Here is a 17,357-nt window from a genome sequence, read left to right as displayed (position 1 = left end):
AGCCCTTTTTAACTTCTACTCATAAGTATGACACAGGGTTGCATAAGATATCATGAATTTATCCAATTTATGCAACCCTGTGAAAATGTCATGCTGAGTGTTTACCCTGAGTTTATCGAAGGGATTCGAAGCATGACTCGTTAACAAAGAAATAGTATTTTGGAATATATGATTCCGGCAAACCGGTGATTGAGATCACTGCTTTCAGCGTTTATTTAAACGGAATGTCCTTGAAAAAGTCCCGGAAAAATCAAACAGTACCCAGATGTAGCAAATTGAAGTGAAAAACCAGATAACTGCTATGTTAAACCAGAGTGTTTCAGTTTCCTGGTTCTGAAAGATTTTGACAGGACTGAACAAGGCAGCCCTGCCCCACGAGGATGTGGGTGTATCGTATATCATTCCTGTATTCCTGACTATAGTATTGTCAACAATACGGAACACTTTTTCACTATTCTTGTTTACAACCACATGTTCGATGGCTGCATTATGAAAAGACGTCATCATATCTTTCAGTTTATCGGCACCGATTGAATCGTTAAGATGCTGCATCAGCCTGGACTTAGCCTTATTCAGCGTATCATACTGATCACTGAAATAGGATGTAAGGTAAGTGGAGAGGTAACCGTTCACTTCCTGCGCAAGCTCTTCTTTTTTGATCATGTCGGGCATCTGGTTTAGGTACTCAAACGGAAGGGCTCCTGAGACCTTGGAGGCTCGTTCCATTTCATGCTTTAAAAAAGCCAGGTTGTTTATCGCAGTATCCCTGTTTCCTGAAAAACAGGAAGCAAAAGCCCTTTCCATTTGAGGAACAGCATGAAAAAAATAGAAAGATGCCTGGTCGAGTTTTTTGTCTATCGGGTAAATAAGTTTTTCGTACTCGTTTTTCCTGAATTGTTCCACTGCAAGAGCTTCATAACCCCAGCGTGAAACCATGAGATCACCAAGGAATGGCGTATACCGGTGATCGCCAAGGTTAAGTCTTTCAAATGTGATGAGTCCTCCGCCCAAAAGTAACTGAAGTCCGATCACCAACGGAATAACGGCTTTATATAACGAATGCCTGCTGGTAACCGCTGCCGAAACAGTTAGTCCCAGTAATGCACCAAAGCAGGTCGCACTAAACAGCACAATCCAGTAAATGGTAAACATCCCTTTAATGCCGAGAATATAATTACCGCACATCACATACAAAAGAATCTGCACCGCAAGGACAGGAAATAAATACAGAATTTTTGAATTCAGGTAACTGAACCGGCTGAATTCCTGGTATTCTTCCTTCTCCAGTATATTCTTTTCCCTTATTATTTCATCAATGCTGGCTGAAAGACCAAGAAAGATGGCGATCACCACGCTGACAAACTGGTAAACCGGGATGTTTTTATTGGCAAAATATGTATATACAGAGCCATCCGCCGTGTGGAAAAGCCAGCCTATCACTATTGCAGCAAGAGGACCAACTATGAGTGCCTTAATGATTTCATTCAGTTTCGAAAACTTGCACTTAAAATTGCGGATTGAAAAAATAAGCAGCTGGATTTCAAGGTTCGGTATTTTAAGAATCCGGGCAGGAAGTCTTGTCCGTGCCACAAGTCCGCTGTCATGGAGCGCCTGTTCCCGCAGGTAAATGTTATGCCACGACTGAGGTTCATTAACCCTGTTCCATACGTGAGCTTCTTTATCCGGTAACCTGTAATTGAGCCAATCCAGTAATCGGGCCGGATCGGTTACTTCGTTACCCGGGTAATTCAGTTTAAGATTTTTAAGCAGATAGGCAGATGCTGATTTTACCGGTCCATTATATACAGGATACCCGCCCTGGTCGATTATCCAGATCTTGTCAAACAAAAGAAAAGTTTCGCTGTCGACCTGGCTGATGGAAGTGATAACAAGATTTCCGGAAAAGGAATAGTCGTGCAGTACCTTGATCACTTTATTGGCATCTGACATACCGAGGCCTGAAAGAGCGTTGTCAACCAGGAGAATCTGCGGTTCACGCAACAGTTCCAGGGCTATATTGATCAACCGGCGCTGACCGGGTTGTATCATTTTATTATCGGGTTTGCCCACAACAATATGTTTGATCTCGATCAGATCAATCTGGCTGAGAAGTGCGTTTACCTTATCGTCAATTTCCTTCTTGCCCAGGTTACTGTAAAAAAGCCGGGCCGTTAGCGAAAGATTATCCGCCACTGTCAGATCTTCAAGGAGCAGGTCCTCTTCAGGAATAAAACCTATGATTCCCTTTAGCAGGTATTTGTTTTTCCACAAATCATACCCGTTGATTGTAATGCTGCCTGTTGTTGGTTTGAATTTACCGGCCAGCAGTTTAAGAAGTGTACTTTTTCCGACACCTTCACGACCTACAATTCCGATCAGCTGCCCGGTTGTTTCACGAGAGGTCAGCGAATGTATTTCTTTTACTCCTTTATTATTTACGTATTGAACCCTGTCGATTGCAAAGGTAAGCTCGCGTTTTTCATTCAATTGCAGAAAACGGCTTTTGATATCCGAAAAGGTAAGTACCGGAACACCGTCAATACTGAGTTCGGTTCCGGGTTTAAGCAACCGGAACCGGCAATAAGACATTGTATCCTGGTCAAAAACCTTTTCATGATTATCAATGCAACGGACCACATAACTCCGGATGGAGTCGACGAACATAACAAGCAGATGCCCTCTTATCTGGTTCAGTGTAAAGTTTCCCGACACTGCCCGTCCCCGTGGTACGTTGTCTTCAATCCAGCGTCCTTCAAGCATCTCATTATCCACGGCATCCTGCGGAGAAATCAGCAAATATTCACTTGAAGTGATGCCAAAAACATTTTCCTGGCTGAAAAAGGTTCTGAATTTGTCAATGAGATCGGTATCAATCCCTATCTGCTCGTAAACCGATCTCAATCTACTATTAAAAACACTGTTGTCGTGAAAATTTAAAAGGGCATCCTGAATCAGAAGCAGAAGATAAATTTTTTGCGTGTTGCTGAGGGTATTGTTTATTTCAATGCATATCTTTTCAAGTTTGTCTGATTCATCAGTCATTTCAGGAAGAGATCCATGCTTGACACCCATCCTTGAAAAATAGTGATGCACCGAAACAGTCTGTTCCTCCTGAACTTCAGATTCAAGCAAAATGGCTAGATGTTGGGCAAGTGTGAAAACAGTTTCGTTCATCAACAAGCAATTCTATCAGTAAAATTAATTATTTTGCAAGGTTAAAGGTTACAACATTATTTTTTTGATGTTAAAAAAACAAAAAGCTCAAAGATTTGTTATATACTTGAATCAATAAAGGTCTTTAAACGTGTGACGAATCTCACCTAATAAGGTGATCTAAATCACCAAGTGTTTTTCAACTTATAATGACAAAGAGCGTAAATTTGTAATGTAAATATTCATAGTCAGAATAGGTTGTTTAAAATGAATTAAGATTGGTTTTTGTCAGATAGGGTTTATTAGTTTTGGGTGTTGGATCCCGGTGTAAAAGCCGGGATCTTTTTTTTATCCAAATTTGGCTAACTTTAACCAAATTTCTGATATGATTCAGTTCCGATTCGTTATTACACTGCTGATCCTCAGCATGACAGGCAACCGGGTATTGTCCTCCTCCTACGAATTCAGCAAAACAAACTATGATGTGCTGTTTTATTTCCTGAATCTAAATGTTAGCGACAGTTCAACGTATATCTCAGGATCCACTTCGGTTCTTATAAAAATCATGGCTCCCGCAGGAGAATCAGTCTCACTTGATTTCTCTTCAAAACTCACTGTAGATTCTGTTACCTTAAACGGAAGCAAGACATTGTACCAGCGACCCGGTGACACATTGAAAATCACTCCTTCTGAGTCTTTTGTTGACGGGAACACTGCCAATATCACCGTTTATTACCATGGTTTGGGAAAAAATTACAGTTCCAACGGAATCTTTAACCGTTACAGTTCTTCATGGAACAAAAATATTACATGGACACTTTCAGAACCTTTTGGTGCTTATGAATGGTTTCCATGCAAACAATCACTTACAGACAAAGCCGATTCGGTTTATGTTTTCCTGAGCACCGATAAGAACCGGAAAGTCGGTTCAAATGGTCTTCTCACAAATGAAGTGCCCTTGCCGGATAATCGGGTAAGGTATGAATGGAAATCAAAATACCCTATCGACTATTACCTGATTTCATTTACTGTGAGCGATTACATGGATTACAGCTTTTATGCTCCACTGAATAGCGAAGGAGATTCCGTACTGGTCCAGAATTACATTTATAACGACAGCAATTACCTGTTGCAAAATAAACAGGATATTGACAAAACATCGGATCTTCTTTATATGTTTTCGGGATTGATCGGGAAATATCCATTTGCTGATGAAAAATACGGCCATTGTGTATCGCCCTTTTCAGGCGGCATGGAACACCAGACGATGACGACCCTTGTAAATTTTTCATTTTCACTTGTTGCCCACGAGATGTTCCATCAGTGGTTCGGTGATTATGTTACCTGCGCAACATGGCAGGATATCTGGTTTAATGAAGGTTTTGCTTCTTATGGCGAATACCTGGCATACCAATACCTGGTTTCACAACAGAGTGCGGATCAGTGGATAAGAAATACGAATGAATATGTTAAGGCCGAACCCGGAGGCAGCATTTATGTTCCTTTGGAGCAGACGGATGATGAAGGCCGGATTTTTGACGCGCGGCTGTCCTATAAAAAAGGGGCATCCATGATCCATATGATCCGGCAGGAAGTGGGTAACGACAGCCTGTTTTTCGACATTCTTAAAGGATTTCTTGAAGAAAATAAATTCGGAACAGTAACCGGTGATGATTTCAGAAATTACCTGGACGAAAGGACAGGCAAAGATTTTACCCAATTCTTCAACCAGTGGTATTACGGAGAAGGATACCCGATCCATTCGATCCGGTGGGAACAAAGGAATGATACCCTATATATAAATTCACTGCAGACGACTTCATCAACCACCCCGTTTTTTAATCTGCTTCTGGAATTTAAAGCGGTCACTGAAAACGGAGACTCGATCCTTTCATTCAGGCAAACTGCATCGTATAATCAGTGGCAGGTATATATGCCGGTAAAGGTGACGGCACTCCAGGCCGATCCGAATCGCTGGCTGCTTATCAATATTTCCGATATTAGTGTTTTGCCCGAAGTTCACTCTGAAAGTGGATTTGCCATAATGCCTAACCCGGCCAGGGAACGGATTACTATCAGGCTTGATCAGCCTGTTAATAATTATAAAATTTTTATTGTTAATGCTGAAGGCCGCATCATGTACACCCGTGAATCGGGTTCGCAGCAGGAAGTAATTCCGGTACACAACTATCCTTCTGGCATTTATTTCGTTTTGATCCGCAATGGCTTTAATCTGAGCCGACGTAAATTCATTATAAACTGACATGAACCGGCATCTTAGTATTTTTCTGGCCTTACTTTTCATTTTCCCTTTGTTTTGCCCGGGGCAGCAGCAGCATGTTTCAACAAAATCAAAAATTGCAATAGACAATTATAACCTGGCGTTAAGGAACTTTTCAACCAACCAGTATGGCCGTGCCGAACAACAACTGTTAACGGCCATAAATGAAGACACAAATTTTATTGACGCTTATCTAGTGCTTGCGGAGGTTTATGAGGACTGGAAGAAACCGTTGAATGCCATAGAGGTTTACCACAGAGCCCTCCCGAAAGATGAAAAATACTATCCTTATGGGTATGTAAGGCTTGGTAACCTGGAATATAAAGAAGGTTTGTATGAAAATGCGAAAAGCAGTTACAGCCGCTTTCTTGACCTGGAACAGAGAAATATTTCACAGATTGAAAAGGCAAAAATCGGGATCACCCGATGTGATTACGCCATTGAGCTTATGAAACATCCTGTTGAATTTAAACCTGTAAATCTCGGTCCCCGTGTGAATTCACCCGGGGATGATTACTGGCCAAGCCTTTCAGCAGATGAAAAGACACTAGTTATAACAAGGCTAGTCCGTAGTGAGGAATTCATGAAAAATTTCCAGGAAGATTTTTACATCAGCCACTGGAACGACAGTGCATGGACATATATGGAAAATGCGGGAAAGCCTTTAAATACCGGAGATAATGAAGGGGCGCAATCCATTACAGGCGATGGACGCTTTATGGTTTTCACGGCATGCAACCGGGGTGATGGCCTTGGACGGTGTGATCTGTATGCTTCGGAAAAAGAAGGAGAAACCTGGAAGACACCGTATAATTTAGGCAGTCCCGTAAATACAAAATTCAGGGAGACTCAGCCTTCCCTGACCCCCGACGGTCGTACCCTTTATTTTTCAAGTGACCGGCCGGGAGGAAAAGGACAGCATGATATATGGGTTACATCGATCGGTGAAGACGGCAAATGGACTGAACCCAAAAACCTTGGCGATACTATAAACACAGACGGAATTGAGATGTCTCCTTTCATTCACCAGGACAATCAGTCGTTGTATTATTCGTCTGACGGTCTACCCGGCCTCGGCGGGTATGATCTGTTTGTGTCAAAAAAAGACAGCAACGGCAGATGGCAGAAACCGGTAAACCTCGGATATCCGATCAACACCAACCGTGATGAGATCGGCCTTATTGTAAATTCAAAAGGTGATAAAGCGTATTATGCATCGGATATGAGCGATAATGCCGGAAAAGACATCTATGAATTTGAAATGCCTGTTCAGTTAAGACCATTGACAGTTACTTATATGAAAGGTAAAGTTTTTGATGCGCTTACCTACAAGCCGTTGAAAGCTGATTTCCAGTTAATTGATCTGGAAACCGGTAAAATGGCTTTCAATGCCTATTCTGACAGTGTCAGCGGGGAATTCCTTGTGAGCATCCCGGTGAACCGAAATTATATGCTGAATGTATCCAGGAAGTCGTATCTTTTCTATTCTGAAAATTTTGCCCTGCTCAATGTTTTCAATTCCGAAAAACCCTTTTTAAAAGATGTGCCCCTGCAACCGCTTGTTGCCGGAAGCACTGTCATACTAAAAAATGTTTTCTTTGAAACCGATTCATACCTGCTCAGGGATGAATCAAAAATTGAGCTTAACAAAGTGGTGAAAATGCTGAAGGAAAATCCTTCCATCCGGATTGAGATCGGCGGGCACACCGATAATACCGGATCCGCGGAACATAACCAACAACTGTCAGAAAACAGGGCCAAATCGGTAGCTGATTTTTTAACCGCGTCATCCATAAACGCCAGCAGGATATTATGGAAGGGCTATGGTTTCAATGTTCCCGTTGCATCTAACGACACTCCGGAAGGCCGTGCCCAGAATCGAAGGACGGAGATGAAGATTGTAAAGTAACTAGCCGTCATTGCGAACACCGGTTCCTACGGTATGAAGCAATCTTGAATTCCTCCTGAACACTTCACCAAAATCCTTGTTTACTAAGTGTATGAGTTATATGAAACTTCTCATAGTGGCAGGTATTTTATTCGGGCATTTGATTACGGCAAAGGGAGGAAACTTTTTTAAGGATTACCTCAAAAATCGCTACCCGATCCAATTTGTTCATGAGATTCCTGCCCAATCTACCAACCAGATTTTGATGATCAGCTCGAGGTACTTCAAACCTCAGAAGAATTATTTGCTGAAAAGGGGAATACAACCCTGGTTTCAGCTATTCTATTTTAAAGTGGCTTTGAAAAACGATACCGCCTGGGTGCAACCGTTGGAAGACCTCAACGACGCTAAAGGGTTTTTCCCGAATGACCGCGATTTTCTTGTATACATTGATGGTCATGGAAAAACATTCGGCCAAACCATGGAAAGAGGATTTGAATTGACCGACCGGTTTAATATCAATATGGTCATTTTCGACTGGCCTTCGGATTATCTTGCCCTCAGAAAAACGATTTATAACGCCGATGAAGTGGCAGTAGGTTTTGTGGAAGCCATGCGGACTTTCAATGATTTTCATGTCAGCCACTACAACTCTTCAATGGTTTCAGTTATTTTTCACAGCATGGGCAACAGGATTCTTAAAGATGTGGCCGGTTCAAGACTGATCCATCAGATGCCCGACAACTTATTCAGTAATATTATAATCAACGCGGCGGCTGTAAAGCAGCAAAATCATGCGAAATGGGTTGAAAGGCTGAACATCCAGAAAAGGATTTATATTACAAAGAATAACAGGGATTTTAATCTTAGGGGCGCAGCTATTCTCCGGTGTGCGGAACAACTGGGACTGGGTAACCATAATTTTGCCAGGAACGCCTGGTATGTGAACTTCAGCGTTTTTTCAACGATCGATCACAACCTGTTTTTGGGAAGATCACAACTTGAAAAGGACAAGCCCGAGATTTTCACTTTTTACGACCTGGCCTTTCACGGGAAAGAAGTAAGTTTTAACAGCGATACAGGACTTCAGATTTTAAGTCCTTCAGATAGAAATTTTCTTTTTTCAGTAAGATAATCCGACCTTGAATCACCATAGTCAAAGCGTAATCTTTCAAACTTCAATCCCTGGCGGGGATGTGACCATGTTATGTGCAGGCTCATGCGATTGTAACTATCTTTGCTGCGTAATAATCCGTAGGTTGAACTTTTAGGGGCCATGACATTATAATTGAAAACACATCAGCATTATATACGAAAACAAACAAGAATAGTGCCAGTTTTATATGCATTTGAGATCTTTTTTCCATAATTTTATAATAAAATCAACCTTATCCTTTAAACAGAACTTATGAATAAGCCTGAAATTGCCGGGAAAATTATACAGTATATTGTAAAAGCGCAGAACAATCCCGTTTTACACGAAGAAATTTTTACGGATAAAAATGTAGGTACAAGCAAGCATGAATTTCTCTTTTTTATAAAACCCGAAATAACCCTTAAAGATCCGGGGCTTAAAACGGAAGCCATAATCAATATGATGCTGGATAAAATGGAGAAATTTGACCTTGCTATCAGGGATATCCGGATACTGGGAGCTTCATACCTTGATAAATACAACATTATAGCCCGGCATTATGGTGTTATAAATGCCATGAGCCGGAATCCGGTCGAGTATTTCTCCCAGGAGGCTGTTGATAAATTCAGGGATGCATTCGGCACTGAACCCGATGAAACCAATGTAATCGGTAGCCTTGAATTTCTGAAAGAGTTCGTACAGTTTGACCCCGTTTCCCTCGAAACACTATGGCAGAACAGCAAGTCGGTTAAGCTTGCAGGGGGAACCTATTGTGCTGATGTAGCTGTTGACGGGCAGCAGTTATACCTGGTGAACGGCTTTCATCCGCGCCAGTTGATTCATTTCACTGAAAAAGGACGTTCCATTGTGGCCTTCACACTTAAAGGCGATCTGAACTGGTCGGATGCCCGGAACAGTTTTATAGGTAAAACCAATCCTGCCGATGCGGCAAAGGGAAGTTTAAGGAATGACCTTCTGGTAAACAGGGAAAAATATGGTCTTAAATCGGTTTCCCCCAGCCATAACGGTTTCCACCTGTCGGCCGGACCGGTTGAAGGACTTGTTGAACTGATCCGGTACTGCTCCGATTTCTCAACCGGGCGTGAAAAAGAAATTGATGATTTTCTATTCGGACGTCAGTTGCTTGAAATCTTCACTCCTCATGAGGTAGATAAAATATGTACCAATTCCTTTGTAATTTCCGAAGGCAAAAAAATCAGCGTTTTCGATCTCACCGAAGAGAAAAACAGTGATGCTGCGCTTGAGACATTAAGAAAATCATCGTTTGCTGAATAAATTGATACGGGTCGGACCAGACCTTATAACACCCAGTTTTTATCAATGTTCTCGGGCTTAATGATCTCAAAAAAGCTGTAGATACTTTCACAGACCAAAAGAAAATTGAGTACCTAATGATATAAATTATTGTTATAAAGTTCTATCCATGCTTTTTTTTCCTCGAACCTTGCAACTAATTTCATTTGTGGTAAATTTCTAGACTGTAGAAATTTTTCATTTGTATCATAATTTGATACTATCACATATTTAGCATTCTCCGGTTGATTGTTTAAATTTGTGAATATTTCATTATGCTTAACATATCCGGCAAGTGTATCAGTCATTATTCTTCCTTGAATGAAAAAAACCGCAATGCTTTCATCCTTGATATCTTTCTTGAGACAGAGATTAATCATTTCTTGATTAACCTTTACGGCATTTCTAAATCCCAATGTGTGGTCGCTATTGTTTTGAAAATTAATATATTTTATTTGCAAACCACTGAAAAGTATTAAAAAAGCAAACAGAAAGTACCTATTTCGAAAGGTTGAAAAGATAATGCCAACTGATATTAATATAAAAATAGGGATGTTGCTGAGGATATATCTTTTTGAAAAGAAATTGATTGAACCTATTAATGAATAAATAATAATAAACAACAAGAAAATTAAATATATATTTAAATTTTCAACCTTTCTTTTTTTATAAAGTAGCCAAAGTAAAGCAAATATCATCATAAAAAATAAAAGATTCCTACCTTGAAGTAAGAACGTAAATGTGATATAACTGGTCACAAGCTTCTGCCATATATCTTCCTTTGAAAGACTAATGAATCCAATATGTTCCGGAAACAGAAACCAACCATGCATTTCCTTTTGAAGAAAAAGAAAAATTAGCAGTGGTAGTGTTGGTAACGTTAACTTAACAAGATTACGAACAAGTATTTTCCATGATCTGTTATGTATTTTATAGCTGGAAATTATGTAAGATATTAAGCATGTGGCTATAGCCGCTATGCCGGTTTCTTTTGTTAATGAAGCGGCAGATGCAAATATGAAATACCCAACATAATTGTTTTGAATAAAAAAATATAGTGTTAATAGACTGAATAAGGCGACCATTACTTCGGGTAGGACCAGTGTACTTTGTGCGAGAAATGTAGGTTGAAGTGAAAGTATAATAACACACGTGAAAGCTATTTCTCCACTTTTAAATAAATTTTTACTAATGCTAAAAATCGAAAGTAATAATGTGCATGCAACCAACAAATTAAAAAAATGCGCAGATGTAATTGTATTTCCAAATATCTTCAACCAAGTTCCATTTAAAACATGAAAAAGCATGGGATGTCCCCTATAAAGTTCTGTGGGCAGTGCATTTGGTAAAAAAGAAATACCGGTATGTGCCATCGTTCTAACCGCAGGTCCGTATACCCATGCCTCATCCCAATAAAAAGGTAATTTTATATAGGGAATCTTAACAATAAGGAATCCAACTGTAATTGCAACGGATAACAATAAATATAGGTTTTCACAACAAAATCGTACAATATTTTTCCTGAAGTTCACCAATTAATAATATTATTTAAATGTAAATTAATCGTTTTAAGCCATATTCCACATTCAAATATATTTATAATTTGCAATCCGCATTAAGATCTCTCATAGAGCTGATTAATAAAATTTAAGAATACAACCGCGTCATTTTCGGTAACCGGCAGTAGCATTTAATCATCAATGGCAACCAGGTGGGGCTTTAAATAATCGTTTATATCGACCCCGGGTTTAATAGCTGATTATCTCAAAAGGAAGATTGATGTTTTCCTTGAATTCAATGCCGATATCATACATGTCTTCGTCATCCTGCTCGTAATACCACAGGATATTTACTGCGTGACCGGCTTCATTGAGGCTTTCGAGCTTGAAGAGGATATCCTGAACGAGTTTTGAAGTAGCCGTATTAAAATAGATGTACTTAAAAATGAATTCCGTCTTTTTAACCGGATGCGATTTGTAGGCATCAAGCCAGTCGAGCACCGGCTGGTAAAACGTTACCACATCTTCGGGGAGCGACCTTCCGGATATTTCAAAAATATCGCTGTCAGGATCGAATATTACCCGCGGAGTATCATTAGTTGCCTTTATATCGAGTGGTTCCATCCGGTAATAAATATGTTTTAAAGGTATTAAAAGAATTTTAAAACCCAAATTTTTAGAAGGCGCTTTGTCCGGTACCAAGGATGTCTTACCTTTATATAAAAAACAACATGATGGCATATCAACCCAATCCCGGCCGGTACGAGTTTCTCAAATATAACCGCTGTGGCCGGAGCGGATTAAAACTTCCCCCGATCTCATTAGGTTTGTGGCATAACTTCGGATGCGTCGATAATTTTGAGAACAGCAGGGCCATGATTCGCTTTGCGTTTGATTCAGGCATAACCCATTTCGACCTGGCAAATAATTACGGACCTCCTCCGGGATCAGCCGAAGAAAATTTCGGGATCATTCTGGAAAAAGATCTAAAGCAATACAGGGATGAGATTATTATTTCAACCAAAGCCGGATATACCATGTGGGATGGACCTTACGGTGATTTTGGCTCCAGGAAATACCTTCTTGCCAGTCTCGATCAGAGTCTCAGAAGAATGAAAACCGATTACGTAGATATTTTTTACTCTCACAGGCCTGATCCGGAAACACCACTGGAAGAAACCATGTCAGCACTTGCTGATGCCGTTAAACAGGGCAAAGCATTGTATGCTGGTATCAGCAACTACCCTGCCGAAAGAACAAAACAGGCATCTGAGATTCTCAGAAAGCTCGGAACACCCTGCCTCATTCACCAACCCAAGTATTCCATGTTCGAGCGCTGGGTAGAAGAGAGCCTGCTGAATGTAGTTGAAAATGAAGGCATTGGTTTAATAGCCTTCTCGCCCCTTGCACAGGGATTGCTTACCGACCGGTACCTGAAGGGCATACCTGAAGGATCAAGAGCTTCGAAACCACATGGTTTTCTGAAGCAAAAAGATATCACCGAAGAAAAACTGGCAAAAATCAGGAAGCTGAATGATATAGCCGTTTCAAGGGGACAAACATTAGCCCAGATGGCCATAGTGTGGCTGCTCAAAGACCACAGGGTAACTTCAGTACTGATAGGTTCAAGCTCTGTTGAACAATTGAAAGTCAACCTGGACTCTTTGAAAAATCAAGGCTTTTCAAAGGAAGAGTTGGACAGGATTGAGGAGATACTGCATTAGTTCCATATTGTTTCAAGGTAGTTCCAAATTTGTTCCAAATGTTCCAGGTTTGAAACAATCTTGAAACTACTTTGGAACAACTTTGGAACTACCTTGTAACTACTTTGGAACAACTTTGGAACTACCTTGTAACCTCATTCATACTTAAGTATATCGGCAGGATTGGTAAGAGCGGCCTTATAGGTGCGGTAACTTACCGTTATAAAGGCGATAAGCATGACTATGGCAATGGATGCAAGAAATGGCCAATATCCGGGAGTTATATGATATACAAAATTCTGGAGCCATTTATTCATAACAAAGTACGAAAAAATACCCGCAGGGATTGTGGCAATCAACACCAGGAACGAAAATTCGCGTGTAAAAAGCAGGATAATCCCTTTGATTGAACTTCCCAGCACTTTTCGCAGTGAAATTTCCCTTGCCCTCTGCTCCGTGGCAAATGAGGTAAGGCCAAACAATCCAAGACTTGCAATGAAAATAGCAAGAATTGAAAAGGCTACGGCAATTCTGGCGGTTCTTCTTTCTTCTTTATAGAAATTCTCAAATTCCTGGTCAAGGAAGAAATATTGAAAAGGCTCTTCATTTGTAAAGGAATCCCAAACCTTTTTGATCTGGGTAATGGATTGCTTCATATTCTCCTTTTGCAAACGGATTGTTATATAACCCGTCCAATCCCATTTTTCAGGCTTCAACATAAATACGTGAGGTTCTATCGCCTGCCTTAGCGATTGATTATGGAAATCCTTACTAATACCTACCACATTGTAATATGATCTTTCCTCCATGGTTCTTCCCGGCTGAATAAACCGCGTGTTATAAGGGTCTTTGAGCCCGAAACGTCGAACCGCTTCCTGGTTCAGGATCATCATGGATGTATCGGTCGGGAAACTTCTATCAAATGTTCTACCGTCAGTAACTTTTATATCATAGGTAGAAAGGAAATCATAATCCACCCAGTTCACCCACATCAGGTAAGTATTTTCAGCCGGCCTGCCTTCGATTTGAAATCCGTTGTTGTTATTCGGATACCCGGGAATACAGGTTGAATTGGCGCAATTGATCACAGTGGGTATTTTCTTTATCTCGTTCTTAAAGGGGATAATTTGTTTGCGCAGTGCATCTGTCCGACGGATGATAAGCAGCTGTTCCTTGTCAAATCCAAGATCTTTATTGACCATATAATGAATCTGCCTGAAAATCACAAAGGAACTCATAATAAGGAAAATGGAAATGGAAAACTGGATAACGACAAGTATACTGCGGATACGGATATTTGAGGTACCTAATTTGAGCTTACCATACAACACTTTGACGGGCACAAATGACGACAGGAACCATGCAGGGTAACTTCCGGAGAAAACACCGACCAGCACAGCCAGCAGTAGAATTCCGGGGATGACGTACCATTTTGAAAAATAACCGATTTCAAGGTCGGTCTGCAGCATATTGTTAAATACAGGAAGCACCATTTCAACAATAATGACGGCCAGTATAAGCGAAATCACCGTAAGAAGAATGGATTCAAGGATAAACTGGTTAATCAGCTGGTTTTTTGTTGAACCTACCACTTTGCGAAGACCGACTTCCCTTGAACGCTTGGTGGAACGTGCGGTTGAAAGATTCATGTAATTTATGCCGGCTACTACGAGTATTAAAAGGGCCACAGCCGAAAATATATATATATACTTTCTGTCGTTTGCCGGTTTGAATTCTGAACCGATATCAGGGTTCAGATGAACATCAGACAAAGGCTGAAGATAAAGACCATATTCATTTCCCGAGGCCTTGAAAGCATTCAGGTCCATACCCAGTATCTTTTGTACCTGCGGTCCTACATATTTCTCAATAATGGTAGGTATCTTTTTCTGAAGACTTTCTGCTGACACGCCTTTTCTTAACAGGAGGTATGTTGAAAAGCTGTTGGAAAGCCAGAAATCATCCTTTGCACGGGGATGTGAAACAAAAGAAATAAGCAGATCAAAATCAAAGTGACTGTCTTCAGGAACATCCTGCATTACACCGGTTACCGTATAAAGCGTGGTATCGGTTCCAATCCGGAGATGCTGGCCTACAGGATCATTTTTGCTGAAATACTTTTCTGCCTGTTTTTCAGTCAATACAACAGTGTTTGGACTTGCCAGTGCGGTTTTCGGATCACCATTAAGCAATTTAAGCGAGAAAACCCCAAAAAATGAAGAATCGGCAAGTGCTACCTTATTTTCGATAAACTTGCGGTCATCCACTCTGACAACAGTTTCATCCCAGCTTGTCATTCTCACGGCTGCTTCCACTTCGGGAAATTCCTCAACAAAAGCCCTGGCTGTGGGTGCTGCTGTCCAGGCGCCCTTAAATTCAGATTCGCCCATTTTACCAACCAGGTAGAGCCGGTAAATGCGATCATAGTTTGCATTGAATTTATCGTAATTCAATTCATGAATTACAAACATAAAAATGAGCAGACTGCAGGCAAAACCAACCGCCAGGCCCAGTATATTGATGATAACGTATGTTTTGTTTCTGAAAATATTTCTGTAGGCTGTTTTTAGAAAGTTTGAAAACATAAATCACAGGTTTTTAAGATAAGACGATTGTCATTGGGTGAAGTTACACACTACTTATATTTCACCGGATAATTATTTTATTTCCGCATTTACTGCAGGTTCCGTCATTCGAAAGGGCAACCATTTCTATTTCGTATCCGGCCCTCCTGATAACAACTGTATGACACTTACTGCACACGGTATCCTGGAAATTTTTCAAATAAATGTTACCCGCATAAACATAATTCAGTTTTTCAGCCGCAATATCCAGCAGGTTTTCCATCAATTCCTCAGGTGTTGATTCCAGTCCCATTTTATATGCCGGATGATATCTTGAAATATGAAGAATGGTTTCAGGACCAAGTTCATCACATATCCATTCTGTCATATCTCTGAATACAACAGGATCATCATTCTGCCCCGGAACCACAAGACAGGTCAGTTCAAGATGACGGCCTGATTTGCGGATCCGATAAAGGCTTTCCAGAACAGGCTGAAGCGATGATCCCGTGAACTTCCTGTAGAATTCCTCAGTGAAACCCTTTATATCAATGTTAAATGCGTCAATATATTGAAGCAGATCATCCAGAGGTTTTTCACTTATAAAACCATTGGACACCATGATATTCTTAAGTCCCGCCTCATGAACCAGCTGCGCGGTTTCCAACATATATTCAAACCACATTCCGGGTTCATTATAGGTAAAAGCAATGCCCAGGTTCCTGGTATCGGATTTGGCCAGTCCGGCAATTTCAGACGGCAGGTAATTCCTGTCGAATTGATATTCCCGTATTGAAGTCTGAGAAATCTGCCAGTTCTGGCAGCACTTACACCGCATATTACAGCCGACACTGCCAATTGAAAGAACATGGGATCCGGGATAGAAATGATACAGGGGTTTCTTTTCAACCGGATCATGATGAAGGGCTGAAAGTTTGCCCCAGGTTTCTGCTATCAGTTTGCCGCCAATATTGCGCCGCACTTTGCAGATGCCTGTATTACCTTCAGTTACAAGGCAGAAGTGAGGGCATAAAGTACATCGTATCTTACCGTCAGTTCGTTCATAATACAACGCTTCCATGACAATCGCTTTTTTAATTACTTTTATGGCGGCTTACGATTGTAAATTTGCAAAAAATTATTCATCGGGCTTTAATCTGAAACGCATGACTTCCAAAGAAATTAAATTCCTTCGCAAACAGGTGGCATCCTTTATGCGCAGATTATACTCAAGGGGATTGACAACGGCTTCGGGAGGCAACATCAGCTTTCATACCGGTGAAGAAATTTTAATTACACCTTCGGCTATTGACAAAGCTGTTGTGAGGGGCAGGCATATTGGCATTATGGACCCTGAGGGGAAAAATCTCACTCCTGAATTAAAGTTGAGCATTGAAAGCGCCATGCATGCCGCAATATACAAAGTACGTCCCGATGTGAAAGCCATTGTACATGCCCATCCCCCGGTAGCCACATCATTTACAGCCATGAAACAACCCATAAACTGTTCCCTTATTGCCGAAGCCCGTGCGGTTTTAGGACAACCTGCATTGGCGCCTTATGCCTTAATGGGAACAACCGGGCTGGCCGAAATAACTGCTCAAACGGCTTCAGAATTCAACCCACTTCCGAATGTCATTCTTTTGCAAAACCATGGAATTGTGTGCCTTGGTAAAGATCTGCTTACCGCCTTTGACAGGATGGAAGTTCTTGAAGCTGCTGCCCGGATGACTGTGTTAACATCCGTTATGGGGTCAGTAAATCAGTTGAGCACTGAGCAGATGGCGGCCATTGATGCCATGATGAATTCCGCAAATTAA

The 17,357-nt window shown here is 40.9% G+C and carries 11 protein-coding genes; 6 read left to right on the top strand and 5 right to left on the bottom strand.

Annotated features, from left to right (window positions below):
* Positions 1–204: 204 nt before the first annotated feature.
* Positions 205–3,174 carry an ATP-binding cassette domain-containing protein gene (locus VK179_08405; protein ID HLO58750.1) on the bottom strand — a complete coding sequence of 990 codons (2,970 nt, stop codon included), beginning with the start codon at positions 3,172–3,174 and terminating at the stop codon, positions 205–207.
* Positions 3,175–3,538: 364 nt separating this feature from the next.
* Between VK179_08405 and VK179_08400 the strand changes: the two genes are divergently transcribed.
* From VK179_08400 to VK179_08385, 4 genes are all read left to right on the top strand, one after another.
* Positions 3,539–5,416, top strand: a complete 1,878-nt coding sequence (locus VK179_08400) for a M1 family aminopeptidase (protein ID HLO58749.1) — start codon at positions 3,539–3,541, stop codon at positions 5,414–5,416.
* 1 nt (position 5,417) lies between these two features.
* Complete coding sequence (locus VK179_08395; protein ID HLO58748.1) at positions 5,418–7,343, top strand: OmpA family protein; 1,926 nt, start codon at positions 5,418–5,420, stop codon at positions 7,341–7,343.
* 100 nt (positions 7,344–7,443) lie between these two features.
* Positions 7,444–8,457: an alpha/beta hydrolase gene (locus tag VK179_08390; protein ID HLO58747.1), complete on the top strand. Its 1,014-nt coding sequence runs from the start codon at positions 7,444–7,446 to the stop codon at positions 8,455–8,457.
* Between the two features lie 273 nt (positions 8,458–8,730).
* Complete coding sequence (locus VK179_08385; GenBank protein ID HLO58746.1) at positions 8,731–9,753, top strand: hypothetical protein; 1,023 nt, start codon at positions 8,731–8,733, stop codon at positions 9,751–9,753.
* A 113-nt stretch (positions 9,754–9,866) separates the two neighbouring features.
* On the opposite strand, the gene VK179_08380 is transcribed toward VK179_08385, so the two are convergent.
* The gene (locus VK179_08380; GenBank protein HLO58745.1) at positions 9,867–11,252 is read right to left on the bottom strand and encodes a glycosyltransferase family 39 protein; all 1,386 of its coding nucleotides are present in this window, start codon (positions 11,250–11,252) and stop codon (positions 9,867–9,869) included.
* A gap of 267 nt (positions 11,253–11,519) precedes the next feature.
* On the bottom strand, positions 11,520–11,894 hold the full coding sequence (locus VK179_08375; protein HLO58744.1) for a DUF1987 domain-containing protein: 375 nt from the start codon (positions 11,892–11,894) through the stop codon (positions 11,520–11,522).
* A 110-nt stretch (positions 11,895–12,004) separates the two neighbouring features.
* Here VK179_08375 and mgrA point away from each other — a divergent pair, with 110 nt between their 5' ends.
* Positions 12,005–12,994, top strand: a complete 990-nt coding sequence (gene mgrA / locus VK179_08370) for an L-glyceraldehyde 3-phosphate reductase (protein HLO58743.1) — start codon at positions 12,005–12,007, stop codon at positions 12,992–12,994.
* Between the two features lie 134 nt (positions 12,995–13,128).
* On the opposite strand, the gene VK179_08365 is transcribed toward mgrA, so the two are convergent.
* Both VK179_08365 and amrS read right to left on the bottom strand, forming a co-directional pair.
* Positions 13,129–15,558, bottom strand: a complete 2,430-nt coding sequence (locus VK179_08365; protein HLO58742.1) for an ABC transporter permease — start codon at positions 15,556–15,558, stop codon at positions 13,129–13,131.
* A 61-nt stretch (positions 15,559–15,619) separates the two neighbouring features.
* Positions 15,620–16,618: an AmmeMemoRadiSam system radical SAM enzyme gene (amrS, locus tag VK179_08360; GenBank protein ID HLO58741.1), complete on the bottom strand. Its 999-nt coding sequence runs from the start codon at positions 16,616–16,618 to the stop codon at positions 15,620–15,622.
* Positions 16,619–16,703: 85 nt separating this feature from the next.
* Here amrS and VK179_08355 point away from each other — a divergent pair, with 85 nt between their 5' ends.
* Entirely contained in the window at positions 16,704–17,357 is a 654-nt protein-coding gene (locus tag VK179_08355) for a class II aldolase/adducin family protein (GenBank protein HLO58740.1), read from the top strand.

Source organism: Bacteroidales bacterium (assembly GCA_035299085.1).
In the GTDB taxonomy this organism is placed as follows: Bacteria; Bacteroidota; Bacteroidia; order Bacteroidales; family UBA10428; genus UBA5072.
Note: the sequence above shows the minus strand (reverse complement) of the source record. Positions and strands in the feature narration are given on the sequence as shown.